We start from the raw sequence: 26,654 nt of genomic DNA, 5'->3' as shown, positions 1-26,654 counted from the left end.
GCTCAGAAGTAGCGGCGGCGCGCGCGGGTCTCGGTAAGTTCGCGGACGGCTTCGCGGAATTCGCGCAGGCTGGCGCGGATTTCGTCGATCGGGGCGTGCCGTTCGACATCCTCCGCCGCCCGGGGCGCCTCCACCGATGGCTCGTCGGGCTGAGCCGCCTGCTGCGGCGCGGTGGGCTGTTGCGGATAAGGCGCGGAAGCGGGGTGGGGCGGATAAGACATCTGCCCGGCATCGGGCATGGGCTGCGGGTAGGGATAGCCCGGCTGCTGCGGCACCTGCCAGTGCTGCGCCTGCGGAAGGCCTAACGGCTGCCCATAGGGATAGGCCTGCGGACCCGAATACGATCGCTGCGGCATCATGTGGGGAGGCAATGGCGGCTGCGCTGTCTGTTGCGGATAGGGAACATGGCCGCCGGGCCGGAAAGGCGGTGGTGGATAGGCTGCCGCGGCCGACGGCAGGGGCGCAAAGGCCGCTGCCGACTGGGAATAGGCGGGGTGCGTCAGATCTTCCGTTGGCTTCCCTTCGGCAAAGGATGAGACCCACTCACCGGCATCGATGGTGTCCTGCGGGGACTGCTTGCGGGACATGGCCTTGCGCAGCTTCGACAGCAACGCACTGATCCGACCGGGACCTTCGGTCGGCGTGACGTCAGCCTGTTGAACAGGCGCGGGTGGTGCAGGCGGTGGCGGGGGCGGTGCAGGTGGCGGTGGTGGCGGTGCCGCCGGCTGCGGTGCAGGTGGTTTTGGCGGCGGCGGTGCTGCCTGATATGCCTTGTCGTCGTAAGGCGTCCGGCGTTCGTCCATGCTGCGGTCGCGGCGCGAGCGCGATGTCGCGGTGTCACGCAAGCTCTCATAGGCGCCACGCATGGCGCCGAGGCCAACGCCGGAGGCAAAGCCCAGCAGCAGGCCGGCAAGCGCCACCACGACCCGCGACGGCCCGTTCGGCTCGAGCGGCGCGAAGGCCTTCGAGATCACATTGATGTTGGCGGTGTTGATGTCTTTCTGCTCGCCCGTCTCCTTGGCGCGCAGCAGATACTGTTCATAGACGGAACGCTTGGCGGCGGCCTCGCGCTCCAGTTCGCGCATCGACACCAGGTCGCTGTTGACGTCGCCGCTGCGAACCTTCAGCTGCGCCAGACGAGAGGCGAGATCCTGTTCGAGATGGACCGCGCGCTTGAGGTCGACCTGCAGCGACGAGCCGATGCGACGCAGTTCCGCGGCGATGCGGTCGCGTGCGCCGGCAAGCTGGGCATTGAGCGCCTGGAGTTCGGGGTGCCGCGGACCGAACCGGATGGCGGCGCGGTCGGCCTCCTGCTTGAGTGACGCATATTGCGAACGCAGATCGCTCATCGTGTTGGAGTTGATCTCCTCCGGCAAGGTGCCGGTGAGAACCGAGTTGACGTCGACCGAACGCGCCGAAGCGGCCCGGGCGTTGAGTTCCAGCGTGCGGGCGCGCGCAACCGACAGCTGCTCGTTGAGCTTCAGCATCTCGTCGTCGCTGATGAGGTGGCCCTGCGCGTCGACGAGGTCGTGCGTGGCCCTGAAATCCTCGACCTTGCGTTCGGCCGCCTCGACGCCCTTGCGCAATTCATCAAGCCTGGCCGTCAGTTCGTCGGTGGCGCGGCCGGCGGTATCGGACTGGATCTGACCGAAGGTCTGCAGGAAGACATCCGTCATCGTGTTGGCGATGAGAGCCGATTTCTCGCCATTCTGCGTGGTGGCGCTGACGGTGATGACGAAGGTCTTGCCGCCGCGCTCGACTGAAAGGCTTTCGCCCAGATTGCCGACAGTAAGCGCCCGGCGGCGGGTCTCGTCGACACCACCCGGCCCGTCGTGGCGCGACAGGATGGAGCGGATGAGCGACATGACGCTGAGGCCGCCACTGCCCTGCCCATTGAATTCCGGATCGTTGACGAGATTGAGCTTGTCGACGACTTTGTTCAAAACGGTGCCGGACGTCAGCACCCGAACCTGGTTTTCGACGATGGCCAGCGTGGCATCGGAGGCGACGACCGACTGGGTGAGGTCGCGGTCGGTGAGCTTCAGGTCGCGCGGATCGACGATCAGTTCTGTGGTGGCTTCGTATTTCTTCGGCGTCGACAGCGCGATGGCGATGCCGAGCCCGGCACCCAATATCGTCGTCGCCACGATCAGCAGCTTCGACTTGCCAACGCCACGGACGACCTGCATCGGATCGATCAGCGGCTTCCATTGCTGGCTGTCCGCGCCGTCGTTGCGGGACGCCCGCGCGTCGCCTGAATGGTAAGGTTCGGATATGCGATCGGGGCGATAGGTGGTGCCTGCGGTTTCAGCAGACCGTGACGTGGTTTGCGCGTAGTCCGATGATGCCGACCTGGTTGCTGAATAATCGTCAGCGGATCGACCGCCTTCAGGCGGCACCTGCGCAGACGAAGCTGGCTCATAGCCAGCCTGATATCCATCTGTTGCAACGGCATCCGGCAGCTTCGAATTCGACAGCGCCTCGCGCTGCGAAGGGCTCGTCCGCGCTTCGCGCTGTGACCGGGCGAGACGATGACGCGTGGCGGCATCCTCGCGCCATGACGGGTCCGCCCGGTCCCCGATCGAGACCAGGGACGCGTCGGGTTCGTCGTCGCCACGCACAGCCTTGCCAAGCGCCAGCAGTGAACGCTCGCGCTTCCAGTCTTCACGGTTTTCCCTGTCGACCATCGTCTGGAGCTTTACCCTTGGCGGCCTGCAAACGGCGCTTCGCCATTCGTTAAGCCACGCTAAACAGGCATGGAAAACAAAAGGTTAATTTTCGCCCGCCGAAGCCCCCGTTTCTCCCTCCGCCAGTACCTATTTTTCAACACGCCCCTGGACTCCAGAACGGCACGTTAAGTTTTCCGACCTAAGCTCTCCCTGGAGATATGACGCAAGCCAGTGACATACCGCAAAGGCGGCCTACCCTCGCCCGGATCGGCATTTTTTTGGCCGAACGACGGGGCCTGCTGCGCGACTATTTCTCGGCGATCAGCGGCGCTGGCGGGCGGCTGGTGTTTTCACTCGCCTATTTCATCGCGCTGGCCAACACGCTGTCGATTTCCGAGTTCGGCATGTTCGCAACCGCATCGGCGGCCGGCGTCATGCTGTCGCGCATTCTCGCCTTCGGCTTCATCTCGGCACTCTATCGCACCGCCACCATCCGCCCCAATCTGATCGGCACCTTCACCGCCGGCTTCCTGCTGCTCGGCCTGCTGTCGCTGCCGCTGTTGGCCGCGGCCTCGTTCGGCGTTTACCTGATCTTCTTCGCCGACACCGTGCCGCTGTCGGTGTTTGCGGCAATCGTCTTTGCCGAAGCCCTGTTGTGGCGGCCAGTGGAGGTGGCGCTGATCGTCAACAACGGCCTGGGCAAGTTCGGCCGCGCCGCGCTGCTGGCCATCCTGGCGACGGCGCTGCGGGCGCTCGGCGCGGTGCTGTTCATGTTCTGGGCGCAACACAGCGTCTGGATATGGTCGTGGTTCTATATCGGCGCCAATGCCGCCTCGTTGCTGATTGCCTTCGGCTTCTTCTACCCGCGCCAGCGTTTGCGGCTGCGCATCGAGCTTTATCTTCGGCGACTGGCTGACTCCATCTACGTGGCCGGGGCCGAAGTGCTGTTTTATCTGCAGATGGAGTTCGACAAACTACTGGTCCTGGCGATCGGCGGACCGCATCTGGCCGGTATCTACGCCATCATCATGCGGCTGGTCGACCTGACGGCCATTCCGATCCGCACCTTCTCGATGATGCTGGTGCAGCGCATGATGCGCGCGCCGGAGCTTCTGTCACGGCTGGCGGTCAAGAGCGGCATCGAAGGCGGCGTTTTCGCTGTCTCGACGCTGGCGCTGCTGACGCTTGGCATCGTGCTGCATTTCTTCCCCAATGCGCTCGGCAAGAACGTCGCCGAGGCCGCTCCTCTGGTGGCGCTGGCGATCTGCGTCCCGGGACTGCGCAATCTGGTCGAATACCAAGCGGAGCTGCTGTTCGCCCGCGGCCAGACGCTGGTGCGGGCGCTCAATCTCGGCCTGCTTGCCGGGCTGAAGGCGGTGCTGCTGACTTATGTGCTGACGACCATCCTCGACACGCCGAACCTGGTGCTGTCGCTCAACGTCGTCTTCCTGCTTCTGTATCTTGCCTCAACGCTGCTCACCTATTCGGCGATGCGCAAGCCGGCAAAGCCGGTCTAGGGCGGTTCACCGTTCACAGAAACGCAGAACCACCCTATCTCCCCAGCTTTGACGCAATTGCGGACGGCAACCCGGCCCGCTTTCAGGATCCGGCCTTTAGTTGAGCCCGATCAGACGGCGGATGCGGCCGATATCGGTGCCTATGAAAGACTGCATGCCGATTGCCACCTGCTCCGGTGCCATGGCGGCGACGAAGCGGCGGAACTCGTCGTCCGACAGCGCTTGCCCGGCCCAGTGGACTCGGCAGAACTCCTCCGAAGCGTGGAAGTGGCCGGCACCCTCCAGCAGATCGTCGACATAGCGGCCGTAGATCATGCATTCGGAGAACTTGCGCGCCGAGCCGACAACCTCGACCCAGCCACGCGCATGGACCTTCTCGATCTCGCCGCACATGGCCAGCACGGTGTCACGCCGCCACGCGATCAGCGTCGAAATATAGTCATGGACCGATGTCCGGGAGGGGTCGATACCGAGTGCCGCACCGGCGTTGCGCGACCAGATGCGATGCTCCTCATGCCCCTCGTCCGCCAGCATCCCGTCGCGGCGGAACAGCCGCGCCTTGCCCTCGCGCCAGAAGGCGCCGCAGTCGAAAGGTTTGAGGAAGGCGACGTCGGAATCGCAGAAGATCAGGACGTCTTCGCTGGCGTGCGCGGCGATCGCGATACGGCGCAATTGCTGCACGTGCCAGCCGCGCAACGGCTGCGTCTTCAGGCTGAGCCAGACACGCCGGCGAAACAGGCTGAGCGGATCGTCGAAGGCATGCAGCCAACGCGGCAGCAATTCCCGCTCATCGACGATGCTGCGACGGTCGTTCTCCAACTGACGGAAAAGCTTGATATCGCGATGTTCGACCAGGATATAGTGGTGCGCCGCGCCCGAGACGTGGCGGTCAAGCGTTTCGCATAACAGCCGGCAACGCTCGAAATCCGGCGCATAGCTTGCCGTCACTATTGCCGCCGTCGGTACCTGCCGAAGCGAGCTTGGCTCGATCGCGGCGCCTGGGACGAACCGGCTGTTCAATGGATGTCTCCCGCAGCTTCCGGTATGCGCGAGAGTTTCTGCCTGACAACGCGCAGCAGGAACAAGGGATTGCCGACCACGTAGCGGCGCCACAAGCGACCGGGTTCGACGGCCAGCCGAAACAGCCATTCGAGCCGCAGCCGGCGCATCCACAAGGGCGCCCGCGGCACCGCGCCGCTGAGAAAATCGAGCAATGCGCCGACGGCGATCGGCAGCGTGCAGTGACGCGCGTCGATATGGCGTGCGATCCACAATTCCTGGCGCGGCACGCCCATGGCCACGAGCAGCACGTCCGGCCGCAATTTCTCGATCCGATCGACTATTCCCGCCTCCTCGGCCGGCGAGAAATAGCCGTCATGGATGACCACGAAGCTGTGCTGCACGGCAAGTGCTGCAAGCTTGGCCGACGCAGCTTCGGCATTGACGCGCGTCGCGCCGAGCAGCCCGACCGTCAGGGGCGTCGTCGAGGCCTGCAGGAAGGCGGGGACGAAGTCGGTGCCGTTGAGGTTGTCTGGAAACGGCGCTCCATAAAGAAGTTTCGCCGCCAGATCGACACCGATGCCGTCGGGCAGGATGAGGAAATCATCGAGCGCGTCGGCAAAGACCGGGTCGGTGGAGGCGAGGTTAGCGTTGTGGGCGTTGAGGAAACTGACCTTGGTGAAGCGCCGCTCGGCAATCAGGCGGTTCAGCAGGCCGACCGCATCGTTCCAGCGGATCGCGAGCACCGGGATACCGAGGATCGTCTTCGAGGTGTCGAGCCCCGACGGGGTGCGGGCGGCATGCATGTTCATGCAAACGCCTCCTGCCTGACCGGCCCGAGCTTTTCGAGGCCGAGCCGGATGGCGGCATCGAGCGCCCTGACCTGCGACCGACGGAAAGCGCTGCCGTCGACATCGTGGATGACAGCTGCCGCGGCCTCCAGGGCCCGGGCAAAATCGGCCGGATCGTCGGTGACGACGCAATTGGCCGGGCGATGATCGATGCCGCGCAGCGAGCGGCTGGTGGCGACGGAGGGCAGGCCGAGTTCGAAGGTCTCGATGGTCTTCAACTGGACGCCGCTGCCGGCGGTGCTGATCAGCGGGATGACGGCAGCACTGCGCACGAAAGCCTGCGCATCCGGCACACGGCCGACGAATTCGACACCGGGATGCTTCGACGTGACGCCCGAAGGCATGCTGCCGGCGATGCGAATGCGGAAACCGGGCCGCAGATGCGGCACCACCTTGCCCAGGAACCAGTCCAGGCCGATACGGTTCGGCTGCCAGGTCCAGGTGCCGATCAGCGCTGCCTCGCAATCGATCCGGCGCAAAGCTACCTCGGTCGGCGGCTGCGCGCCCGTCACCAAAGGCAGCACCGCCGAGCGGTCGTCGGAGGCGACACCGAGTGCCGCACGGTCTTCCTCGGCCAGCGTGAAGATGAAGCGCGCGCGGCGGCAGAGACGCTCTTCCATGGTCTCGAGCAACTTCGCCTCGCGGCGAAACAGCAGGCGCTGGAAGAGGCTGCCGGCGGCAGCGGCATTCTCCCGCGCCGAAAGATGCTCGACATTGTGGACGACGAAGATCGAGGGCCGGTCGGCGAACAGCTTTTCGAAGGCGCCGGCGAACTGCACGGAATTCAGCACATAGCCGTCGAACGGACCGGCGCGTGCGACCGCGGCGAGAACGTCGCTGTCGGGCACTGCGCGCAACTTGACCGAGGCGAAGGTGAGGCCCGAGAGCAGCGCCTTGCCGACCCAGGCCAGCTTTTGTCGTGCAGAGGCATTGTCCGTGCGCACGTCGATCGCACCCAGCACCACGGTGTTTTCGGGATCGGCTGCGGGTTTTCCCGGCCAGGTGAAACCGATGACAGTGACGCGCGCGCCAGCTCGCCGCAAAGCAGCGATGATTGCAGCGTTGGCTATTTCATAGCCCGAGGCAAGAGCGCCGTCGGGCACGATCGATGTGGCGAACAGCAGATGCATCTCACCTATCCTGTGGTGTAGCCGGTAGCAAAGTGCGGTGAACCCTTGATTAAGCGAGCACAATCGACGAGCGAAAGCCGCTGCCAGGCAGGCTTCTCCGTACAAGGTGATTAACGAAACCTTATCACCGTGGTGCTACCAGAACCCAACTCACCATGTGGCTGGACACAGATGATCCCTTTGCCATCGGACAGTTCGGTATCGATCGCGGGGCGCTCGCCCCGGCTTGACGTCCAGGCTGTCGAAGTCGTCGTCACCTTGCCGACCTTCAAGCGGCCCGAGCAGGTGCTGGAAACGCTGGCGTCACTGCGTGCGCAGCAAACCGGCCGGCGCTTCGCCGTCATCGTCATGGAAAATGAAGCCGAAGCGCGTGCCGGCGCCAAGGCGGCGGTGCCGCTGTTCGAGCGCGGCGAGATTTCAGGTCTGGTCATCATCGCCCATCAGCGCGGCAATTGCAGCGCCTACAATGCCGGCTGGCAGACAGCGATCCTGCAATTCCCCAACTTCAGGCATCTGCTGGTCATCGATGATGACGAGATCGCCGATCCGCAATGGCTGGAACGGATGTGCACGGCGGCCGAAACGCTAGGCGCCAATATCGTCGGCGGTCCGCAGGTGCCCGACTTTGCCGACCCCGCCCATGCGAAATGGGCCGAGCATCCAGTGTTTGCGCCGCCCTACCGGCAAACTGGACGCGTGCCGGCGCTCTATTCGTCCGGCAATCTTTTGGTCGGACGCAACGTTCTGATCGCCATGGGTCCGCCATTTCTCGATCTGAAATTCAACTTCATGGGCGGCGGTGATTCCGATTTTCTCAGCCGGTCCGCGCAGAGAGGCTTCGTGCTGGGCTGGTGCGCCGAGGGACAAGTGCGTGAAACCGTTCCGGCCCGGCGCCTCGAAGCCGACTGGATCCGTGCCCGCAGCCTGCGCAACGGCGTGATCTCGACACTGGTCGAAAAGAAGAAACGCGCCGGCACGCCGCTGGCCGGCGCCATGGTGTTGCTGAAGAGCCTGGCGCTGCTTGCCGCCTCGCCGTTCCGCGGCATGCTCCGGCTGGCGCGGACAGGATCGCCGGCGATCGCCATCTACCCCGTCCATGTGGCGCTGGGCCGCGTGCTGGCCGAATTCGGATATGCCAATGAGCAGTACCGCCAGCCTGAGAAAAACTGAGCGCGCGCCGCTCAGCGCCGCATTCACCCGCGAAGGCGTGGCGACCGCGATCGCAGCACTGCTGTTCACCGTCATCATGGTGTCCTTCCGGCCGTTCCAGCCGGCCGGCGCCGAACTGACCGGTGAAGGCGGCGACATCGTCAACCAGCTTGGCTTCGGCTCGCTCGGCGCCATGTCGATCTTCTCGCTGATGGCTTTCGCCGATCCGCGCGTGGTGCGCTCGCTGCTCAGCCCGTCCTGGGTGCTGATGCTCGGTTTCTTTTTCCTGTCGGTGGTGCTGGCAACCGACCCGCCCACGGCGATGCGTGCCGCCTCGTTCACGCTGATCGGCATTTTGACGATGGCGACGATACTGGTCTTGCCGCGCGACGCCGAGGCTTTCTCAAAGGTCATCATCTTCACCGCCGTCGTGGTCATGGGCCTGTCCTATTTCGGCCTCATCGTCTTTCCGCACGAAGCCATGCACACCGCCGACTCACAGGAGCCCGAACATGCCGGCCTGTGGCGCGGCGTGTTCACCCACAAGAACATCGCCGGCCCGATCATGGCCTGTTTCAGCTTCGCCGGCCTGTACCTCTACCGGCGCGGGCAGCGGCTTTGGGGGGCGGCGATCTTTTGCGCGGCGATGATCTTCATGCTGCACACCGGCTCCAAGACGACGGCCGGGCTGGTGCCGTTCTCGATCCTGATCGTCGTGCTGCCGAGCCTGATGGGGATGCGGCTTGGCACGCCGGTCCTGTTTGCGCTGGCGATGATCGGCACGGCGGTCGGCACGCTGGGCATCGTCTTCCTGCCGCCGGTGAAACATCTGGCGGCGATCTATTTCCCCGACCTCACCTATACCGGGCGCACGACGCTGTGGGAGTTCGCCGGCAGCATGCTGGCGAAGAGACCATGGACCGGCTACGGCTATGAAAGCTTCTGGGGCACGCCGCTGCTGCTCAACCAGGACCAGCCCTTCGACCGACCGTGGGACATCAGAACCATCGTGCACGGCCATGACGGCTATCTCGACATCGCCGTGCTGATGGGCATTCCGGCACTTTGCGTCGCGGTCTACACCTTCCTCATCGCGCCGCTGCGCGACTATATGCGTATCCCGCTTCGCAAGGAAAACATCTATCTCGGCGACTTCTTCATGATGGTGGTGCTGTTCACGGCGCTCAACGCCTTCCTCGAAAGCTTCTTCTTCCATCGAGGCGACCCGGTCTGGCTGTTCTTCGTGCTCGGCGTGCTTGGGCTGAGACAGGTGTCGCTGCGGCCCATGGCAGTGCGGGATTCCGATCGCGGCTAGCGGTCTTCTCGTCCGTCCTGACGGGGCTTCCCCACCGAACCGCGAGCGTCTATGTGAAGGCCTTCCTTCGGAGGGTTCCATGACGATCAAGCTCGTTCTCGCCGGCTGCGGCAATATGGGTTACGCCATGCTCTCGGGCTGGCTGAAATCCGGCAAGCTTCAACCATCGGCGGTCTTCGTGGTCGAGCCCAATGCCGACCTACGCAATCGAGCAGCAGTGCTGGGCTGCGGGACATCAGCCGATGCCGGCGGCATTCCAGCCGATGCCGTTCCCGATCTCGTCGTCATCGCGGTGAAGCCGCAAGTGATCCGCGACGTGACGGCCGCCTACAAGCGCTTCGGCGACGGCCGCACCACCTTCGTCAGCATCGCTGCCGGGACACCGGCCGCCACTTTCGAAGAAATCCTGGGCAGCCGCGCACCGGTTGTGCGCTGCATGCCCAACACGCCCGCTGCCATCGGCAAGGGCATGATGGTGGTGTTCTCCAACCGACTGGTCTCCGACGACACCAAGCGTTTCGTTTCCGACCTATTGTCGGCGAGTGGCGAAGTGGCCACCATTGACGACGAGGGCCTGATGGATGCGGTGACCGCCGTGTCCGGATCGGGGCCGGCCTATATTTTCCATTTCATCGAGGCACTGACCGTGGCCGCCGAGAAGGCTGGCCTGCCGACGGCAACCGCCAAGCTGCTCGCCATGCAGACAGTCTACGGCGCTGCCTCGCTCGCCGCCGAAAGCGGCGAGGAACCGGGCGTTCTGCGCCAGCAGGTCACCAGCCCCAACGGCACGACGGCAGCCGCGCTTGGCGTGCTGATGCGGGAGGACGGGCTCACCAATCTGCTTGTCCAGGCAGTCGAGGCCGCGCGGCTGCGGTCGATCGAACTGGGTAAGTAAGAACTCAGTTCGTTCCGTACAGCATCTCGTCCTGCAGCTGGCGCAAGGCGAACAGCCGCGTGGTCTGGTCGGGCGCGGCATTGTCGGCGTTCAGCAGTTCGCCTTTCCGGACCGACTTCAACACCTTGCCGCCCTCGAGCAGGCCGACCGGCACGGCGCGTTGGGCGCGAGCGTCACCTGTGGTCATGGTCCAGGAGCGATAGCAGGTCTCGCCGATCGCATCGAAGGTTTCGCCGGCGGCGAGATCGCGCTTGGCGACGGCGCACACTTCGGCCACCGGCTTTGGCAGCGGCACCATGTCGGGCTTGCCGAAAAGCACGATGCGGGCAGCGGTCAGCGGCACTTCCAGCGAGGTCAGATGGTACGGCCGGAACAGGCTGTAATAGGGGCCGTGGCCGATATGCAAATCGTCCATGCGCTCGATGATACGCGGATGCGTCGCCTCGACGATGACGAAGACGCCGGGCGCGACGCCCTTGCCGACCGTGTAGTCGACGACGCCTTTCTTCAACAGCAGACCGCCATCCTCGCGCGGGATGAGCACTTTGGCGAGGTCATCGCGATCGGCCCTCGGGCCATGCATGCCGGGGACATCGGGCACCAGCCCGGTGGCGTTGGCGATGGCGCACATCTCGACCATGGTTTTCGAACCGTCGACGAATTCGACCAGCATGCGCGGGTTCATATTGCGGCGGATCGCTTCCTCGCGATAATCGTCCGGCACAGCATCGTGGTTGAGTGGGTTGTTCTTGCCCTTGCCGGCGGAGACGATGGTGTAGCCGAGCGCGGACGCAAATTCGATCAGCTCCATGCAGCTCGACGGCTCGTCGCCGGCGCCGACCGAATAGACGACGCCCAACCGGTCGGCCTGCTGCTTGAGATAGCAGCCGATGGTGACGTCGGCCTCAACGTTCATCATCACCAGATGCTTGCCGTGCTCCATCGCCATCAGGTCGAAATCAGCGGCGACGCCCGGCTTGCCGGTGGCGTCGATGACGACGTCGATCAGCGGATTGGTGACCAGCATTTCATTGGAGGTGATGGCGATCTTGCCGCTCTCGATGGCACCGGTGACTTTCGACGCGGTGTCGGCTTCGACCGCCATCGCTTCATCGCCGTAGGCAATACGGATGGCCTCGCGCGCGGTGTGCGGGCGTCGTGTCGAGACGGCGCAGACCGAGATGCCCTTCATCAGCATGCCTTGCGTCACCAGATCAGTGCCCATCTCGCCCGAGCCGATAACGCCGATGCGTACCGGGCGGCCCTCGGCGGCACGGCTGGCGAGATCGCGGGCAAGCCCGGTCAAGGCGACATTGGTCATGCGGGAGCGTCCATGCTTCTCGATTTCGAGGCGGCAATAGCAGGGAATCGCCCCCTTTTGCCAATGAAACCGCAAGCCGGCGGCAATTTCTCGCTCGTCAATGCAGCGTTAGAACAACCTTCCCACCCATCTCCGAGCCATTGAAACCGGGTTCAGACCACCCTGACATAGCTCGTCATTCCCGATTTCTGGTGCTCGATGATGTGGCAGTGCAGCAGCCAGTCGCCGAGATTGTCGGCGACGAAGCCCAGGCTCACCTTCTCGTTGGGCTGGATAAGATAGGTGTCCGAAATCAGCGGCTGAACCTGGCGAGTCGAGGACGACAACACCTTGAAACTCATGCCGTGCAGATGCATCGGATGGGATTGCGGCGTCAGGTTCTCCATGTCGATGACATAGCTTTTGCCGAGCTTCAGTTCGGCCAATGGCGCGGTTGGATCGGGCGTATCGCCTGGCCACGGCACCTTGTTGATGGCCCAGAAACTGTAGCCAAGCGAACCGCAGATGCCATCGCTCGGGACGTTTTCCGCCGTGGCGCTGAGCGCCAGCGAAATATGCTGGGCGGCGGTGAGATCCACCTCCGCCACCGGATTGACCTCGAGGGGTGCAACATCACGAATGTCGCGCTTGAGCGAGCTTCCAGTCGCGCGCAGGGTCGCGAGCACCTTGGGCTTGGTGCCCCTGACGTCTCGCAGGCTGACAATCGCGCCCTCGTCGTCGGGCATGCGGATGGCCAGCTCCATGCGCTGGCCGGGTCCAAGCAGCAGAGCATCGGGAGCAAAACGCTGCGGGACCGGATTGCCGTCAAGCGCCATGACGGTGGCCTCCGCGCCGTCGACGAGAAAAGCATAGATCCGCGTGACGTCGGTGATGGCGACCCTGAGCCGCACCAGCCCGCCAGCCGGCGCGTCATATTGGGGCTGATCGAGCCAGTTGGCGGTACGCACGGTGCCGTAGGTGCCGGTTCTTGCGGCATCGCGCGGCCGGAACTGGTCGATGAACTGGCCGTCGTCGCCGAGCCGCCAGTCGCGCAGATTGAGGACCATCTCGGCATCGAATGTCGGATCGCCGGGGTTTTCGACCACGATTACCCCCGTCAGGCCGTGGCCCATCTGGGTCAGCGTGTTGCAGTGCGGGTGGTACCAGAACGTGCCGGCGTCGGGCGGCGTGAAGGCGTAGTCGAAATGATCACCGGTATAGACATAGGGCTGGACCAGAAACGGCACGCCATCCATCTTGTTCGGCACGCGAATGCCGTGCCAATGGATCGTCGTCGGATCGTCGATCGCATTGACAAGCCGCGCGGCGAAGGGCTGGCCCTTTTTCATCCTGAGTACCGGCGGCATTCCGGCGTTGCCATAGCTCAGCACATCCCTGGTCTGGCCGACATCCATCAGCTTCGCCTGGATTTTGGCCGTCTCCAGCACCACCGGCTCAGGCCCGGCAGCGGCCCAGCCAGCAAACCTGCCCATGGCCGAGAGCCCTACCCCGCCGGCGCCGGCAATCGCTGCCGTTTTCAAAAGCCTACGGCGTGTGAGGACAGTCATTTGGCGCTCCAACTACAAAGACGGCTACCCCGAAGGTGTAACCGCCACGCCATGGATCACAAGCCGGCAACCAGAGCAAATTCTGTTGACGGCACAGTGTGAACCAGAGTCAAAACACCTGCGCCTGAGTCCCGTTCACACCGACTGTCAGAGCGAAAAGGCGACAGACCTTGCCGCGCTATTCAGCCGCCTCGGCATGGTGCGCCGGAACATAGTTGAGGATGGGTCCGAGCCAGCGCTCGACCTCGGCCAACGGCATGGCCTTGCGGCGTGCGTAGTCCTCGACCTGGTCGCGTTCGACCTTGGCGACGCCGAAATAATAGCTTTCGGGATGCGACAGATAGATCCCCGACACAGACGAGCCCGGCCACATCGCATAGCTTTCGGTCAGGCTCACCCCCGCATTGCCTTCGCCGTCGAGCAGCCGGAAGAGCGTCGCCTTCTCGGTGTGGTCGGGTTGCGCCGGATAGCCGGGCGCCGGACGGATACCGCGATAGGGCTCGCCGATCAGTTCGTCTGGCGCCAGCTTCTCGTCTGCCGCGTAGCCCCAGAACTCCTGGCGCACTTTCTCATGTATGCGCTCGGCGTAGGCCTCGGCGAAGCGATCGGCCAAGGCCTTGACCATGATCGAGGAATAGTCGTCGTTCGCCCGCTCGAACCGTTCGGCGATCGCCACCTCCTCGATGCCGGCGGTGACGATGAAGCCGCCTATATAATCGGGCTTGCCACTGTCCGACGGAGCGACGAAATCCGACAGCGCGACATTGGCCTTGCCGTCGCGCTTGGTCAGTTGCTGGCGCAAGGTGAAGAAGGTCGCCAGTTCCTGTGAGCGCGCTTCTTCCGTGAACAATTTGATATCGTCGCCGACGGCATTGGCCGGCCAGAAGCCAATGACGCCGCGTGGCGCGAACCATTTTTCGGCGATGATCTTCTTCAGCATCGCCTGTGCATCTTCGAAAAGCTGGCGAGCGGCGGGACCCTGCGCCTCGTCTTCGAGGATCTTGGGATAACGCCCCTTCAACTCCCAGGTCTGGAAGAATGGCGTCCAGTCGATGTAGCGCGCGAGTTCGGCGAGGTCCCAGTTCTCAAAGACCTTCACGCCTGTGAAGGACGGCTTTGGCGGCTCGTAGCTCGCCCAGTCGATCCGGTGTGCGTTGGCTCTCGCCTTGGCCAGCGGCAGCCGCAGCTTGTCGGCTTCGGAGCGGGCATGCGCATCGGCGACCTTCTTGTATTCGGCGCGCACCGCGTCGACATAGCCGCCCTTGGTCTCGTTCGACAGCAAGGACGAGACCACGCCGACCGCCCGGCTGGCATCGGTGACATAGACGGTCTGACCCCTGGTATAGCGCGGGTGGATCTTCACCGCCGTGTGCACGCGACTGGTCGTCGCGCCGCCGATCAGCAGCGGAATGTCGAAACCCTCGCGCTCCATCTCGGCGGCCATGTGCGCCATCTCGTCGAGCGACGGCGTGATCAGGCCGGACAGACCGATGATGTCAACGTGCTGCTCGCGCGCCGTCTGCAGGATCTTGGCCGCCGGCACCATGACGCCGAGATCGATGATCTCGTAGTTGTTGCAGGCGAGCACCACGCCGACGATGTTCTTGCCGATGTCGTGGACATCGCCCTTGACCGTCGCCATCAGGATCTTGCCCGCCGTCTGGCGTTCGCCATTGTCGATGCCATTGGCGGCGTTCGCCAGCTTCTCGGCCTCCATGTGCGGCAATAGTCCTGCGACCGCTTGTTTCATCACCCGCGCGGACTTCACCACTTGTGGCAGGAACATTTTTCCCGCGCCGAACAGGTCGCCGACGACATTCATGCCGGCCATCAGCGGCCCTTCGATGACATGCAGCGGGCGCTCGGCCGCCAGCCGCGCTTCCTCGGTATCGGCATCGATGAACTCGGTGATGCCGTTAACCAGCGCATGGCTGATCCGCTGCTCGACCGGCAATTCGCGCCAGGCGAGATCGCGCTCCCTGGCCTCCTGGCCCGCCGTGCCCTTGAAGCGTTCGGCGATCTCCAGCATGCGTTCGGTGGCGGTGCCGCCGGCCTTGGGCACGCGGTTGAGCACGACATCCTCGCAGGCCTCGCGCAGTTCCGGTTCGATCGTATCGTAGACCGCAAGCTGGCCGGCATTGACGATGCCCATGTCCATGCCGCGCTGGATGGCGTGGTAGAGGAACACGGCGTGCATCGCCTCGCGCACCGGCTCGTTGCCGCGGAACGAGAAGGAGAGGTTCGACACGCCGCCTGAGATATGGACATGCGGCAGCGTCGCGGTGATCTCGCCGGTCGCCTCGATGAAGTCGACGCCGTAATTGTCGTGCTGCTCTATGCCGGTGGCGATGGCGAAGACGTTGGGGTCGAAGACGATGTCCTCCGGCGGAAAGCCGGCCTGTTCGGTCAGGAGCTTGTAGGCGCGGGTGCAGATCTCGACCTTGCGCGCTTTGGTGTCGGCCTGGCCGTCCTCGTCGAAGGCCATGACGACCACGGCCGCGCCATAGGCGCGCACCAGCCTGGCATGATGCAGGAACGCCTCCTCGCCTTCCTTCATCGAGATGGAGTTGACCAGCGGCTTGCCCTGAACGCATTTCAGGCCGGCCTCGATGATCTCCCATTTCGAACTGTCGACCATCACCGGGACGCGGGCGATGTCCGGCTCGGCGGCGACCAGGTTGAGATAACTGACCATCGCCTTCTTCGAATCGATCAGCCCCTCGTCCATGTTGATGTCGATGATCTGGGCGCCGTTGGCGACCTGGTCGCGCGCCACGTCGAGCGCGGCGGCATAGTCGCCCGCCGTGATCAGCTTGCGGAACCTGGCCGACCCCGTGACGTTGGTCCGCTCGCCGACATTGACGAACGCAATCTCGTCGGTCAGCGTGAACGGCTCCAGCCCGGACAGGCGCATCTTCGGCTCGATCTCGGGGATGGCGCGCGGCGGATATTTCCGCACCGCCTCGGCGATCGCCCGGATGTGATCCGGCGTCGAGCCGCAGCAGCCGCCGACGACATTGACCAGCCCCTCGCGGGCGAAATCCTCGATCTGCGCGGCCATGAATTCCGGGCTCTCGTCATACCGGCCGAATTCGTTGGGCAGGCCGGCATTCGGATAGGCACAGGTGAACGTGTTGGCGACGCCTGAAATCTCGGCCAGATGCGCACGCATGGCCTTGGCGCCGAGCGCGCAGTTAAGGCCGATGGTGAACGGGCTGGCGTGACGCACAGAATGCCAGAAGGCCGTAGGCGTCTGGCCGGACAGCGTGCGGCCGGACAGGTCTGTGATGGTGCCGGAGATCATCACCGGCAGGTGCACGCCCTTCTCGATGAAGATCTCGTTGCAGGCGAAGATCGCCGCCTTGGCGTTCAGCGTGTCGAAGATGGTCTCGATCAGGATGATGTCGGCGCCGCCGTCGATCAACCCGCGCAACTGTTCGCCATAGGCGAGACGCAGATCGTCGAAAGTCACGGCGCGATAGCCGGGGTTGTTGACGTCCGGCGACATCGACGCCGTTCGGTTGGTCGGCCCCAGGGCGCCGGCGACGAAACGGCGTTTGCCGTCCTGCTGCTGCGCCCTCAGCGCTGCGCGGCGCACCAGCCGCGCCCCGTCGCGGTTCAACGCATAGACGGCATCCTCCATGCCGTAGTCAGCCTGGGCGATCGAGGTCGAGGAGAAGGTGTTGGTCTCGAGGATGTCGGCGCCTGCCATGGCGTACTGATAGTGGATTTCCTCGATCGCCCCGGGCTGGGTCAGGATCAAAAGGTCGTTGTTGCCTTGCTGGTGGCAGGCGCAGCCCGCGAAGGCCTCGCCGCGAAACTGGCCCTCGTCGAACCCAAGGCCCTGGATCTGCGTGCCCATGGCGCCGTCGAGGATGAGGATGCGTTCGCGCGCTGCCGCCGTCAGCGCCGCAAGCACTTCCGAACCGTCGGGCTTTGCCGCAACGGGGCCGAACAATGCGTCCAGCGATGCAGAATTCTGCGACATTTTTTATCCCTTTGGCGACAAGCCTATTCATGTCACATAAGGATATCTTTATGTCAATATACGACAAGCGATCGACTATGTCACGCGTCGTTGCAATCGCCTGGCTCCCGAGGGAAATCGCTGCGTCGGTGCAGTGCGGCCAGCAAGGCTAGCGCTTCGGCGTTATTTTTTTCCGAACCGGCGGTGAGATCGTCCATATTGCGGTCCGGGAAGATAACGAGCGCGTCCTGGCATGCGGCGACGGCTTCCTCAGCCATCGCCTTCTCCTTGCGGACAGCGCCGAGATCGGCCAGCACGCCGCACAGCCTGTCAAGTCCGGGGGGCAAGCCGTGTTCTTGTCTTGAGCTGTCTTCAGATGCCGGCTGGCTTTCACGCCGCGAGCGGATAGTGTTCAGCGTAAAGGTCGTGACTTATCCGTGCAGTTTCGGCCCGAAAACCTTCAGGGGAGGTTGCGATGACAGAGTTCACACCAAAGTTCGATCTGACCGGCAAGGTGGCGCTGGTCACCGGCGCCTCGCGCGGCATCGGCCGCGCCTGTGCGCTGGCCTGTGCCGGGTCGGGGGCCGACATGATCGTCGGCGTGCGCAGCAAGGCCGACGGGGCGGAACTGGTCGCCGAGATCGAGAGTTTGGGCAGGCGGGCGCTTGCCGTACAGATGGATTTGACCGACCTCGCCACGGTGCGAAAGGCCGTCGCCGAGGCGCACACCGCCTTCGGCCGCATCGACGTGCTGGTCAACAATGTCGGGCTTGGGCCGGAAAACCTGGCCGAAAACGTCACCGAGGAGGATTTCGACCTGACGGTGAACGTCAACCTCAAGGGCACGTTCTTCACCACCCAGGCGGTCGGAAGGCTGATGATCGCGCAGAAATCCGGGCGCATCATCAACATCAGCTCGCAGGCCGGCACGGTGACGCTGAAGGGCGAGGCGATCTACTGCATGAGCAAGGCGGCGATCAACCATTTGACGCGTTGCCTGGCCGCCGAATGGGCGCAGCACAAGATCGCCGTCAACAGCGTGGCGCCGACCTTCATCTGGACCGACGGCACGCGGCCGTCCCTCGCCGAGCCGGACTTTCACGCCCATGTCTTGGGGCACATTCCGCTCGGCCGCATCGGCGATCCGATCGATGTCGCAGGAACCGTGGTGTTCCTGGCCTCGCCGGCAGCGTCGATGATCACCGGCGCCAATATTCTGGTCGATGGCGGCTGGTCGGTGGCGTAAGATCGCGGGTTGTGAGCGAAATCAAAAAGGGCGCAATCGAAGCTGTCGCTCGTTCAGTCCGTCCTTTTTGCGTGAGATGCGCGTATACTTTTCGAAAGGAAGGGAGGCCGCATGTCCATCAATCGCAAACTCAAAGAGGCGGGCAACTTCACGCCGTCCGAGATGGGACTTCTTGGGCGGGTCTTCGACCAGGCAAAGCGCGAGGGCGACTCTGATGCCAGCCGAGAAGCGCTGGCCTCCCGCATCATCGCCAACTATATGGCCGGCATCACCGACGAGGCCGAGCTCCTCGCCTTGTCACGGCAGCCGCTTGGTCGATGACGCGGCACTGTGATTTCAAGGGATTGACTGGTGCTGCGACTGAGGATTGACCTCTGGATCATGCTAATCAAGGCCGCTCCTGATCTCGGCAACCGAGCGAAGCTGCCGCCCGGCGTCGAAATTTCCGGGATCAAGCCAGGCCTCAAAAGCTGAGCGATGGTCCGGCCATTCGCTGGAAAGCATCGAATAGACACAGATGTCGCAAGGTTTGCCCTTCAGGAACAGGCCCTGGCGCAGCGTGCCCTCATAGACGAAGCCGAGCCGATCGGCCGCCTTGCGCGAGCGCAGGTTGGTCGAGGTGCAGGTCCATTCGAGGCGCCGGTAGCCAAGATCGTCGAAGACATGGCGCAGGATCAGGTAGAGCGCCTCGGTGGCGAGCCGTGTGCGTTGCAGCGGCGGCGTGTAGAGCACATAGCCGAGCTCGACGACATGATGGGCGGGTCTCGCCTCCATCAGACAGAGCCACCCCAGCGGCTTGTCGTCGAGGCCGGCGACGGCAAAGAAGGCGCGTTTCTTGTCGGCCACCAGTTCGGCGACGTGGTCGGCGAAACATTGCTCGCTGGCGAACGGGCCAACCTTCATGTCGACCCAGGTGGCATTCGTGTGCTCGTCATGCGACAGCGGGTAGAGACAGGATGCGTCGCGCCCGGCGTCGAGCGGGCGCAGGCGACCCGAGCGACCGACCAGCACGACGGCCGCGGGAACCGGAGCGTCGCCCGGCGGGATCTCACCCGGTTTCAGATCTGATGACATGGTCGCCCCGATGCGCTGGCTAGTTCCAGTAGCGGAATACCCTGCCCATTCTGTTCGGCATCATGAAAATCTCCTCGGCGCGGCGAAACCCGGCATCCCGCCCCATGCCGAGCCAAGTGTCGGCGGTTTCAGGGAAATCGGCCAGAAGCATATGCCGTTCCATGGAAGCGAATTCCTCGTCGGAAACGGCCGACCATTTGTCTCGCAGCAACGAGAAGCGGGCGAGCCAGGCGGCGCGATCTTCTCCCTCGAACAGGGCCGGCTCCCAGATGACGAACTGGCCCACGCCGCCCAAGGCCCTGCGGGCGTGCCGCATCAGCTTCGCCTTGCCCTCGGTCGCTAGATGGTGCAGCGACATGCCGATCCAGATTACGTCGACGGGTTCCGACCAGTTCGCCATCGCCTGCGCGAAATCGCCACAGCGCAGTTCGACCGGGCATGGGAGCCCTTCGAGTGCGCGAGCGGCAAGCGCTAGCGACGCTTCCGACAGGTCGATGCCGACATAGCCGCCGATCGCGGACGTCTTCAGCATCGCGGCAGAGGCAGCGGCATCGCCGCACGCCACGTCGAGGAATCGAAACGACCCTGGTGCATGCTCGACGAGCAGATCGCGCAGGAGCCCGTAGACCTCGCGGTGGAACATGAGGTTTGTGGCCACGATCCTGCGGTACGTCTCCAGCTCCTTGTTGAACGTGTCCTGTGGCCCGGTAGCCTCGTTAACGGTCGCCACCGGCATGCTCTCGCTCGACGAACTGGCCATGATATCCTCCCAAGGGACGTTGAAGCGGCACCGCTAGTGGGCGGCACCCGCAGCGTAGAGATGCAGGGCGCGGAAGACCGCCGTGTGGCCGGGGGTCGCAACACCGAACCTGATGCCCAATTCGTGCATGCGCCCGGACAGCCAGGCGACCTCGATTGGCTTGCCCCTTTCGAGGTCGTTGGCCATCGACGATTTTACGTGCGGTGGGAATGCGGTCCATCTGGTCACAACGCGCCCTTCGAACCCCTCGACCATGGGATGACCGGCCGCGGCCGCGACCGCCATCCCCTCGTCGCGCAGTTGCTCGATGAAGATACGAGCCTCGGGGTCGTCGAGGATCGGACCGATCCCGGAGCGCATGAGCGACGTCCCTCCGGAAAAGGCCGCGAGTGTCACGAACTTCTCCCACAGCACATTGTCGATGTCGGCAACCGGCTTCAGCTCAAGCCCAACAGCACGATCGCAGAGCGCCTGAAGGTCCTTGATGAGAGGCTCGCGGTGTCCACCGACCAGGATGTGACGCAGCCCGCCAGCGTGGACGACTTCTCCCGGCTGTTTGATGAATGCGGACAAGTAGGTGGCGCCGCCAATCACCTGGTCGCCGGGAACATGGCGGCCTAGAATCTCGACGCTGTCGATGCCGTTCTGCAACGTCACGACACGCGTATTCCTGCCGATGAGCGGTCCGAGCGCGGCGGCGGCCTTCTCACTGTCGTAGAGCTTGACCGCAAAAATCGCGAGATCGACGGGACCAATGTCGGCCGGCGCGTCGCTCGCGGACACATTGGGGAGAAAGACGTTGCCGATATCGCTTTGAATTCGCAGGCCGTTCCGGCGCATTGCCTGCAAGTGGGCACCGCGAGCGATGAAGCTGACGTCGCCCCCCGCCTCTGCGAGCCTTGCGCCGAGATAGCCGCCGATGCCGCCCGCCCCGATCATTGCGATCCGCATGCGTCCCCCTCGACATCAGCTGCCGCCATGGGCCGAGCGAAGCTGGAACGGCATCTGCCGGGCCCGATCAATATTAGCATTTACTTGAATACAAGGCCAGCCGACAGGGTAGATGTCAGACAGCAAGCGATCACGACGAGCCATCGGCTACCTTATCGCCCGCCACGCCGCTATCATGGCGTCGGCGGCAATTTCGCCTTGCCTGTCGTCGGTCGACCAGGAAATCACCGACACCCGCATGACTTGGCGGCCGTGCCATCTGGCGCCGCCGGCAAAACAGATCCCATCGGCCTGCAGGCGGGCGATCGTCTGCAGCGTCAGCCGGTCGGCCTCCTCGTCCGGGCGGTCGGCGCCGAAACGCACGACGAACTGGTTCAGCACCACGTCGTTGGGCACGGCAATGGCGTTGTCGGCGCGCAGCCTATCGGCCATCGCTCCGGCCACCTTGCAATGGCGCTCTACCATCGCGGCGATGCCTTCGCGGCCGAGATGCTTGATCATCGCCCAGGTGGCGAAGCCGCGCGCCCGTCGCGATAGTTCGGGCACATAGTGGCTCAGGTCGCGCTCGTCCTCGAAGGCCAGTGGCAGGTAGCTCGCCGCGATCGTCATGGCACGGCGATGCGCCTGTTCGTCGCGCACGATAGCATAGCCGCAATCATAGGGCGTTTGCAGCCATTTGTGGCCGTCCGTCGCCCAGGAGTCGGCGGCATCGACCCCGGCGGCCAGATAGCTGCGCCCGGGGCAGGCGCGCGCCCACAAGCCAAAGGCACCATCGACATGGACCCAGGCACCGATGCGCCGGGCGATGGGAACGATGCCGGCAAAATCGTCGAAGGCGCCGGTGTTAATCTGCCCGGCCTGCAGGATGACGATGCAAGGGCCGGAGACCTGGGCGGCGGCCACGGCAAAATCGGCCACCGCGATACGGCCATTGTCGTCTGTCTTCACACGCACGACGCGGTCATGGCCAAGGCCGAGGAACTGCAGCGCCGAGAACACCGTGGCATGGGCGTCGTCGCCAATCAGCACCGTGATGGGCGGCGCGCTGAACAGGCCTTGCGCCTCGACATCCCAGCCGGCCTGCCGCAGGACCGCGCCGCGCGCCGCTGCCAGGCAGACGAAATTGGCCATGGTCGCCCCGGTGACGAAGCCGATGGAGCCTTCGCGCGGCAGGTCGAGAAGCTCGAGCAGCCAGCCGCCGGCGATCGTCTCGACGGCCGAGGCCGACGGCGCGGCGTGGTGATTGCCGGTGTTCTGACCCCAGGTGCTGGTCAGCCAGTCGGCACAAACGCCGACCGAATGGGAATTGCCGCAGACCCAGGCGAAGAAGCGCGGACCTGTCATCCTGTGCAGGCCGGGCTCAGCCTTCTCGGCAAGCTCGTCAACAACACCGATCCCAGCGCTGCCCCGTTCGGGAAGCGGCTCGCGGAAACTGTCCAGAGCCTGCCGATAAGACATCAGCGGCCGCTGCGGCCCGGAGGCGATGGCGTCGCGAAAACGCGTGGCGTGATCGGCAGCTCGCTGGAAGAGTTCGCCTGTGGAAGCCTCCCCTGTGCCGTCATCCTCCGATGCGGAGGGCGACCTGCTCTCCAGGGCCTGCAGCATCGGGTCGAGGATCAGGGCGTCCAGTGTCATGACGATGTCTCCTATAGCCAGTCTATGCCGTATTTGCGCGACACGGCCGCGTAGGCTTCGGGCATCGCGGCGCCGCTCGCCTCAGCCGCGGACAGCTCGCGGAAGAAGCCTTCGAAGCCGGCCGGCGAGGTCATGGTGAGAAACCTGCCGGTGCGCGGCAGGACGCGCTTGTGTGCATGCGGCACACCGCGCGGCGCAAACATCGTTCCGCCCGGCCCGACGCGGAACTCCTGGTCGCCGCAGCGGAAGACATGCTCACCCTTGATGACATAGAAAATCTCGTCCTCGTTGGCGTGCCTGTGCAGGGGCGTGTCGAGCGGATCGATCTCCTCGATGATCGAGAAGGCGCCGCCGGTCGTGTCGGCCGCGGCCCTGACCAGGAAATCGGCGCCGCTGAAGCGCAGCCGCTCGCCTGCCCGGCATCGAGCTTGTAGGCAGATGATCTCGCCATGCCGCTTGTCCCCTCCTCCGCTTGGAGTGAGACGCCGCTCAATTCGCCCGAAAAAGGCTGCTCCGCCAGCCAGCGCTCGCCGAGGTGCCGGACGAACCCCAAGTCCGGTTCCCGGCCGATCAGCCATCCCATCAGAGCGCGTCGCACCCCGCCACCCGATTCTTGCATGGATACCCTCACGGGTCTGGAAAACCCTTGTGACGCCAGTATCGTACTTGGACTCTGATGTATCCAATGATATCAATTCAGCATCATGCTGAATGAAATCGACCTATCCCGCGCCGATCTCAATTTGCTGAAACTGTTCGAGGTGGTACTCCAAGAGCGCCATGTCGGACGGGCTGGCGATCGCCTGAGGCTGTCGCCGTCGGCGATCAGCCACGGCCTGCGCCGGCTGCGCAAGCTGCTCAACGATCCGCTCTTCCTGAAGACGCCGAAGGGCGTCGTGCCGACGCCGCGCGCGCTGGAGGTGGCCGAGCCTATCGCCAATATTCTGGCGCAGGTCCGGCGAATGGTTGTGGCGGTCGAGCCGTTCCGTCCGGAGACGTCGAACCGGCGCTTCACCATCAGCGCCGCCGACGCGCTTTCGGCGGTGTTCCTGCCGCCACTTGTCGAGAAGCTGGCCACGGCCGCGCCCAATATCGACCTCACGGTGCTGCAAATGCTGCCCTATCGCAAGGGCGGGCCCATCGAGCGGACCTGGCGGCCGGTGCTTGCCGAGATCGACGCCGGCCTGGTGGATATCGCCGTCGCGCCGCTGGATGACGTGCCGGCGCGCTTCACCCGGCGCGCTATGCTAAAGGAGCGTTTCGTGGTGGTGATGCGCGCCGGTCATCCCTTTGCCGAGCAACCGACGCTAGAGCGCTACTGCACTATGCGTCATGTGCTGGTGTCGTTCACCGGCGACAGGAAGGGGCTGATCGACGAAACCCTGGAAGCGTGCGGCCTAGCGAGACGTGTGGTGTTGACGGTGCCCAATTATACTATGGCGCTTGCGGCGGTCGCCGAGTCCGACCTCATCGCCGCCGTACCGGCCGTGCTGGCGGCGAGGCAGGGACCGCGCTTCGGCCTGGTCAGCGCCGACCTTCCGCTGAACACTGGCCACGTCCCGATCTGCGTTATCGCCCAGAAAGCGGTGATGACGGATGTCGGCCTGACATGGATGTTCGAGCAGGTTTGCGAGGCGGTGCAAACGCACTACGCCGATCCCCCCTCCCAACTGCAGGACTAGAATCTTGCCTGAGGGAGGCGACTACGCATCTAACAAAAGCGCCAACGGGTTAAGCCACCAAGCTGCAATTCTGGTACGCTGCGCGCGGGAACGACCCGGTACCATGGTAGCCACCAGCTGCTCTGGCACGGCCAAATCACGCCGGCAATCCGGCCTTGATGAGCCCTTCACGGAGAAGCTCCCGGTCTTCGGCGTGTTCAAGGAGGACGCTCTCGCGCATGTATTCAGCGGTAGAGAAATCAGGCTGCAAGCGCAGGACCTCCGCCACTGCTGCCTGTGCCGCTTCGGTCCGTTCGAGCTGGGCGTAGCAGGCCGCCAGCCGTGCACTCGACCACGAGCTTGGCAGGGGCATTTTTTTGAACGCCTGAGCGGCCTCTGCAAAGCGCCGAAGCGAATAAAGGGCGATGCCGAAATGAACATCGTACCAGCGAAAGTGTAGTGGGTTCAGGCGACCAGCAGCTTCCAAGCAAACCAGTGCTTCTTCCGGCCTGCCACGAAAGGCCAGCAAGCGGCCCTTCATGATCAGTCCGTCTGCATCATTGGGATTGAGGTCGAATGCCCGGCGGAGATGTTGCTCGGCCATGTCGTATTCACGACGGTAGAGACAGATGGTCGACAGTATGCGGTGGCAGCGGCTCTCCAGAGGGTCGAGTGCGATCGCGTGCTTTGCCTCGTTGAACGCCGCGTCCAGCACCTCGATCGGTGCGGCGGCGTGACCGTTCTGTGCCACCTTCACGAAAGCACGATACGAATGCGCCACGGCATACCGCGCGTCGAGGGCCACCGCTTTCTCGAACATCTCAAGCGCTTGCCGATTGGCATCCGTGTCACTCCGAAAGTGGGCCATGCCCCGCAGCAGGCAGTCGTAGGCGGCAAGGCTGGTTGTCGGCTTCCGGAGCGATTGCTGAAGTCTCGCATCTTCAATTCGCCCAACCAGCGTCGACACAATGGTCTGCGCAACTTCGTCCTGCACCGTGAAGACGTCGTCGAGGCCGCGGTCATAGCGTTCGGCCCAAAGATGCGCGCCGGTCGCCGCCTCGATGAGCTGCGCAGTGATCCGCACGCGCGCTCCGGCGCGCCGCACGCTGCCTTCGAGAAGATAGGACACCCCAAGCCGCCGGCCGATCTCGGCAAGGTCGATCGACTTGCCGCGAAAGGCGAAGGAGGAGTTGCGGGCAATCACGAACAGCGAGCGGAAGTGCGTCAGCCCGGTGACGATGTCTTCGGTGATGCCGTCGCTGAAGTAGGTCTCCTCCGGCTGCCCGCTCAGATTGTCGAACGGAAGCACTGCGATTGAGGGTCTGTCGGGCAAGGATAGCGGCGCACCGGCGGCAGGCGGTGCCGATCCCTTGGACCAGCACCAAACGCGGACCGGCTGCGCGATGTTCTTCAGCTTGCGCTCGCCGGTGTCTTCAAAGGCGAAGTCAGTCTTGCCGGCCAGCTGCTTCTGCGCCGCATCGGCAATGCAAATGCCCCCAGGCTCCGCCAGTGCCTCAAGCCGTGCCGCGATGTTGACGCCATCCCCGAGCAGGTCGCCGTCCTCCACGACAACGTCACCGACGTTGATGCCGATGCGGAACACTATGCGGCTCTCGGGCGGGACCTCCCGCTGATGCTCCGCCGTCCCTTCCTGCATTGCGACGGCACAGGCCACGGCCTCAACAACGGAGCCAAACTCAACGATTGCGCCGTCGCCCATTAGTTTGGCAACACGGCCCCTATGGTCTGCGATCAGCGGGTCTACCACTTGGGAGCGAAGGGTCCTGATCGACGCGAGTGTACGGGCCTCATCTGCTTCGATCAGGCGTGAATAGGCCACTATGTCGGCGGCCATGATCGCAGCGAGCCGCCGCTCCACCCGAACAACTGGCATAAGATGCCTTCCAGTACATCGCTAAGCGAACGCCCAATCTTCGCAGCTTCAAGTACGACCCGCAATCCGAACG

The 26,654-nt window shown here is 64.1% G+C and carries 21 protein-coding genes; 7 read left to right on the top strand and 14 right to left on the bottom strand.

Annotated features, from left to right (window positions below):
• Positions 1-2: 2 nt before the first annotated feature.
• The gene (locus AC1D08_RS22770; protein ID WP_457152704.1) at positions 3-2,687 is read right to left on the bottom strand and encodes a Wzz/FepE/Etk N-terminal domain-containing protein; all 2,685 of its coding nucleotides are present in this window, start codon (positions 2,685-2,687) and stop codon (positions 3-5) included.
• 200 nt (positions 2,688-2,887) lie between these two features.
• Between AC1D08_RS22770 and AC1D08_RS22765 the strand changes: the two genes are divergently transcribed.
• The gene (locus AC1D08_RS22765; RefSeq protein WP_457152703.1) at positions 2,888-4,186 is read left to right on the top strand and encodes a lipopolysaccharide biosynthesis protein; all 1,299 of its coding nucleotides are present in this window, start codon (positions 2,888-2,890) and stop codon (positions 4,184-4,186) included.
• Positions 4,187-4,282: 96 nt separating this feature from the next.
• Here AC1D08_RS22765 and AC1D08_RS22760 read toward each other — a convergent pair whose 3' ends face one another.
• Genes AC1D08_RS22760 through AC1D08_RS22750 form a run of 3 tightly spaced genes read right to left on the bottom strand, consistent with a single transcriptional unit; the run spans position 4,283 to position 7,166 of the window.
• Complete coding sequence (locus AC1D08_RS22760; RefSeq protein ID WP_457152702.1) at positions 4,283-5,206, bottom strand: DUF6492 family protein; 924 nt, start codon at positions 5,204-5,206, stop codon at positions 4,283-4,285.
• On the bottom strand, positions 5,203-5,997 hold the full coding sequence (locus AC1D08_RS22755) for a WecB/TagA/CpsF family glycosyltransferase (protein ID WP_457152701.1): 795 nt from the start codon (positions 5,995-5,997) through the stop codon (positions 5,203-5,205). The genes AC1D08_RS22760 and AC1D08_RS22755 overlap by 4 nt, the downstream gene beginning before the upstream one ends.
• Positions 5,994-7,166, bottom strand: coding sequence for a glycosyltransferase family 4 protein (locus AC1D08_RS22750; protein ID WP_477424095.1), 1,173 nt, complete (start codon positions 7,164-7,166; stop codon positions 5,994-5,996). Before AC1D08_RS22750 ends, AC1D08_RS22755 begins: the two co-directional genes overlap by 4 nt.
• Positions 7,167-7,337: 171 nt before the next feature.
• On the opposite strand from AC1D08_RS22750, the gene AC1D08_RS22745 reads away from it, so the two are divergent.
• The 3 genes from AC1D08_RS22745 (at position 7,338) to proC (ending at position 10,525) form a co-directional block, all read left to right on the top strand.
• On the top strand, positions 7,338-8,336 hold the full coding sequence (locus AC1D08_RS22745) for a glycosyltransferase family 2 protein (protein ID WP_477424093.1): 999 nt from the start codon (positions 7,338-7,340) through the stop codon (positions 8,334-8,336).
• Entirely contained in the window at positions 8,305-9,630 is a 1,326-nt protein-coding gene (locus AC1D08_RS22740; protein WP_457154440.1) for an O-antigen ligase family protein, read from the top strand. Before AC1D08_RS22745 ends, AC1D08_RS22740 begins: the two co-directional genes overlap by 32 nt.
• Before the next feature lie 79 nt (positions 9,631-9,709).
• Positions 9,710-10,525: a pyrroline-5-carboxylate reductase gene (gene proC / locus AC1D08_RS22735; protein ID WP_457154439.1), complete on the top strand. Its 816-nt coding sequence runs from the start codon at positions 9,710-9,712 to the stop codon at positions 10,523-10,525.
• Between the two features lie 4 nt (positions 10,526-10,529).
• Here proC and AC1D08_RS22730 read toward each other — a convergent pair whose 3' ends face one another.
• The 4 genes from AC1D08_RS22730 to AC1D08_RS22715 all read right to left on the bottom strand — a co-directional run bounded on the left by AC1D08_RS22730 (position 10,530) and on the right by AC1D08_RS22715 (position 17,677).
• Positions 10,530-11,846 carry an NAD(P)H-dependent oxidoreductase gene (locus tag AC1D08_RS22730; RefSeq protein ID WP_457154438.1) on the bottom strand — a complete coding sequence of 439 codons (1,317 nt, stop codon included), beginning with the start codon at positions 11,844-11,846 and terminating at the stop codon, positions 10,530-10,532.
• 152 nt (positions 11,847-11,998) lie between these two features.
• On the bottom strand, positions 11,999-13,393 hold the full coding sequence (locus AC1D08_RS22725) for a multicopper oxidase family protein (protein WP_477424090.1): 1,395 nt from the start codon (positions 13,391-13,393) through the stop codon (positions 11,999-12,001).
• A gap of 178 nt (positions 13,394-13,571) precedes the next feature.
• Positions 13,572-17,381, bottom strand: a complete 3,810-nt coding sequence (metH, locus tag AC1D08_RS22720) for a methionine synthase (protein WP_477424088.1) — start codon at positions 17,379-17,381, stop codon at positions 13,572-13,574.
• A gap of 80 nt (positions 17,382-17,461) precedes the next feature.
• Positions 17,462-17,677, bottom strand: a complete 216-nt coding sequence (locus AC1D08_RS22715) for a hypothetical protein (protein WP_457153691.1) — start codon at positions 17,675-17,677, stop codon at positions 17,462-17,464.
• Positions 17,678-17,835: 158 nt separating this feature from the next.
• Between AC1D08_RS22715 and AC1D08_RS22710 the strand changes: the two genes are divergently transcribed.
• Together AC1D08_RS22710 and AC1D08_RS22705 are read left to right on the top strand one after the other, a co-directional pair.
• On the top strand, positions 17,836-18,606 hold the full coding sequence (locus tag AC1D08_RS22710) for an SDR family NAD(P)-dependent oxidoreductase (RefSeq protein ID WP_477303045.1): 771 nt from the start codon (positions 17,836-17,838) through the stop codon (positions 18,604-18,606).
• Between the two features lie 111 nt (positions 18,607-18,717).
• Positions 18,718-18,927 (top strand): hypothetical protein, encoded by a 210-nt coding sequence (locus tag AC1D08_RS22705; RefSeq protein WP_095088617.1) that lies wholly within the window; start codon positions 18,718-18,720, stop codon positions 18,925-18,927.
• A 63-nt stretch (positions 18,928-18,990) separates the two neighbouring features.
• Here AC1D08_RS22705 and AC1D08_RS22700 read toward each other — a convergent pair whose 3' ends face one another.
• The 5 genes from AC1D08_RS22700 to AC1D08_RS22680 form a co-directional block, all read right to left on the bottom strand.
• Positions 18,991-19,680: a GNAT family N-acetyltransferase gene (locus AC1D08_RS22700; RefSeq protein ID WP_457153196.1), complete on the bottom strand. Its 690-nt coding sequence runs from the start codon at positions 19,678-19,680 to the stop codon at positions 18,991-18,993.
• Positions 19,681-19,699: 19 nt separating this feature from the next.
• Entirely contained in the window at positions 19,700-20,440 is a 741-nt protein-coding gene (locus AC1D08_RS22695) for a class I SAM-dependent methyltransferase (protein WP_457153197.1), read from the bottom strand.
• 33 nt (positions 20,441-20,473) lie between these two features.
• Positions 20,474-21,391, bottom strand: coding sequence for a ketopantoate reductase family protein (locus AC1D08_RS22690; RefSeq protein ID WP_457153198.1), 918 nt, complete (start codon positions 21,389-21,391; stop codon positions 20,474-20,476).
• A gap of 147 nt (positions 21,392-21,538) precedes the next feature.
• Positions 21,539-22,996 (bottom strand): pyridoxal phosphate-dependent decarboxylase family protein, encoded by a 1,458-nt coding sequence (locus AC1D08_RS22685; RefSeq protein ID WP_477424203.1) that lies wholly within the window; start codon positions 22,994-22,996, stop codon positions 21,539-21,541.
• Positions 22,997-23,037: 41 nt separating this feature from the next.
• Positions 23,038-23,604 (bottom strand): cupin domain-containing protein, encoded by a 567-nt coding sequence (locus tag AC1D08_RS22680; RefSeq protein ID WP_457153199.1) that lies wholly within the window; start codon positions 23,602-23,604, stop codon positions 23,038-23,040.
• Positions 23,605-23,730: 126 nt separating this feature from the next.
• Here AC1D08_RS22680 and AC1D08_RS22675 point away from each other — a divergent pair, with 126 nt between their 5' ends.
• Positions 23,731-24,708, top strand: coding sequence for a LysR family transcriptional regulator (locus AC1D08_RS22675; RefSeq protein ID WP_457153200.1), 978 nt, complete (start codon positions 23,731-23,733; stop codon positions 24,706-24,708).
• A gap of 136 nt (positions 24,709-24,844) precedes the next feature.
• Here the strand turns inward: AC1D08_RS22675 and AC1D08_RS22670 are convergent, their stop codons facing one another.
• Positions 24,845-26,581 (bottom strand): adenylate/guanylate cyclase domain-containing protein, encoded by a 1,737-nt coding sequence (locus AC1D08_RS22670; RefSeq protein WP_477424085.1) that lies wholly within the window; start codon positions 26,579-26,581, stop codon positions 24,845-24,847.
• Positions 26,582-26,654 lie beyond the last annotated feature (73 nt).

This window comes from Mesorhizobium sp. P2_E6 (assembly GCF_056403835.1).
This window is presented reverse-complemented; position numbering and strand designations above follow the sequence as displayed.

Coding starts and splice junctions, on each gene's coding strand:
- AC1D08_RS22685 (WP_477424203.1), bottom strand. CDS start 22,996: ATGCTGCAGGCCCTGGAGAGCAGGTCGCCCTCCGCATCGGAGGATGAC.
- AC1D08_RS22705 (WP_095088617.1), top strand. CDS start 18,718: ATGTCCATCAATCGCAAACTCAAAGAGGCGGGCAACTTCACGCCGTCC.
- AC1D08_RS22765 (WP_457152703.1), top strand. CDS start 2,888: ATGACGCAAGCCAGTGACATACCGCAAAGGCGGCCTACCCTCGCCCGG.
- proC (WP_457154439.1), top strand. CDS start 9,710: ATGACGATCAAGCTCGTTCTCGCCGGCTGCGGCAATATGGGTTACGCC.
- AC1D08_RS22675 (WP_457153200.1), top strand. CDS start 23,731: ATGCTGAATGAAATCGACCTATCCCGCGCCGATCTCAATTTGCTGAAA.
- AC1D08_RS22725 (WP_477424090.1), bottom strand. CDS start 13,393: ATGACTGTCCTCACACGCCGTAGGCTTTTGAAAACGGCAGCGATTGCC.
- AC1D08_RS22740 (WP_457154440.1), top strand. CDS start 8,305: ATGAGCAGTACCGCCAGCCTGAGAAAAACTGAGCGCGCGCCGCTCAGC.
- AC1D08_RS22755 (WP_457152701.1), bottom strand. CDS start 5,997: ATGAACATGCATGCCGCCCGCACCCCGTCGGGGCTCGACACCTCGAAG.
- AC1D08_RS22700 (WP_457153196.1), bottom strand. CDS start 19,680: ATGTCATCAGATCTGAAACCGGGTGAGATCCCGCCGGGCGACGCTCCG.
- AC1D08_RS22745 (WP_477424093.1), top strand. CDS start 7,338: ATGATCCCTTTGCCATCGGACAGTTCGGTATCGATCGCGGGGCGCTCG.
- AC1D08_RS22770 (WP_457152704.1), bottom strand. CDS start 2,687: ATGGTCGACAGGGAAAACCGTGAAGACTGGAAGCGCGAGCGTTCACTG.
- AC1D08_RS22710 (WP_477303045.1), top strand. CDS start 17,836: ATGACAGAGTTCACACCAAAGTTCGATCTGACCGGCAAGGTGGCGCTG.
- AC1D08_RS22680 (WP_457153199.1), bottom strand. CDS start 23,604: ATGGCTGATCGGCCGGGAACCGGACTTGGGGTTCGTCCGGCACCTCGG.
- AC1D08_RS22690 (WP_457153198.1), bottom strand. CDS start 21,391: ATGCGGATCGCAATGATCGGGGCGGGCGGCATCGGCGGCTATCTCGGC.
- metH (WP_477424088.1), bottom strand. CDS start 17,381: ATGTCGCAGAATTCTGCATCGCTGGACGCATTGTTCGGCCCCGTTGCG.
- AC1D08_RS22750 (WP_477424095.1), bottom strand. CDS start 7,166: ATGCATCTGCTGTTCGCCACATCGATCGTGCCCGACGGCGCTCTTGCC.
- AC1D08_RS22730 (WP_457154438.1), bottom strand. CDS start 11,846: ATGACCAATGTCGCCTTGACCGGGCTTGCCCGCGATCTCGCCAGCCGT.
- AC1D08_RS22670 (WP_477424085.1), bottom strand. CDS start 26,581: ATGCCAGTTGTTCGGGTGGAGCGGCGGCTCGCTGCGATCATGGCCGCC.
- AC1D08_RS22695 (WP_457153197.1), bottom strand. CDS start 20,440: ATGGCCAGTTCGTCGAGCGAGAGCATGCCGGTGGCGACCGTTAACGAG.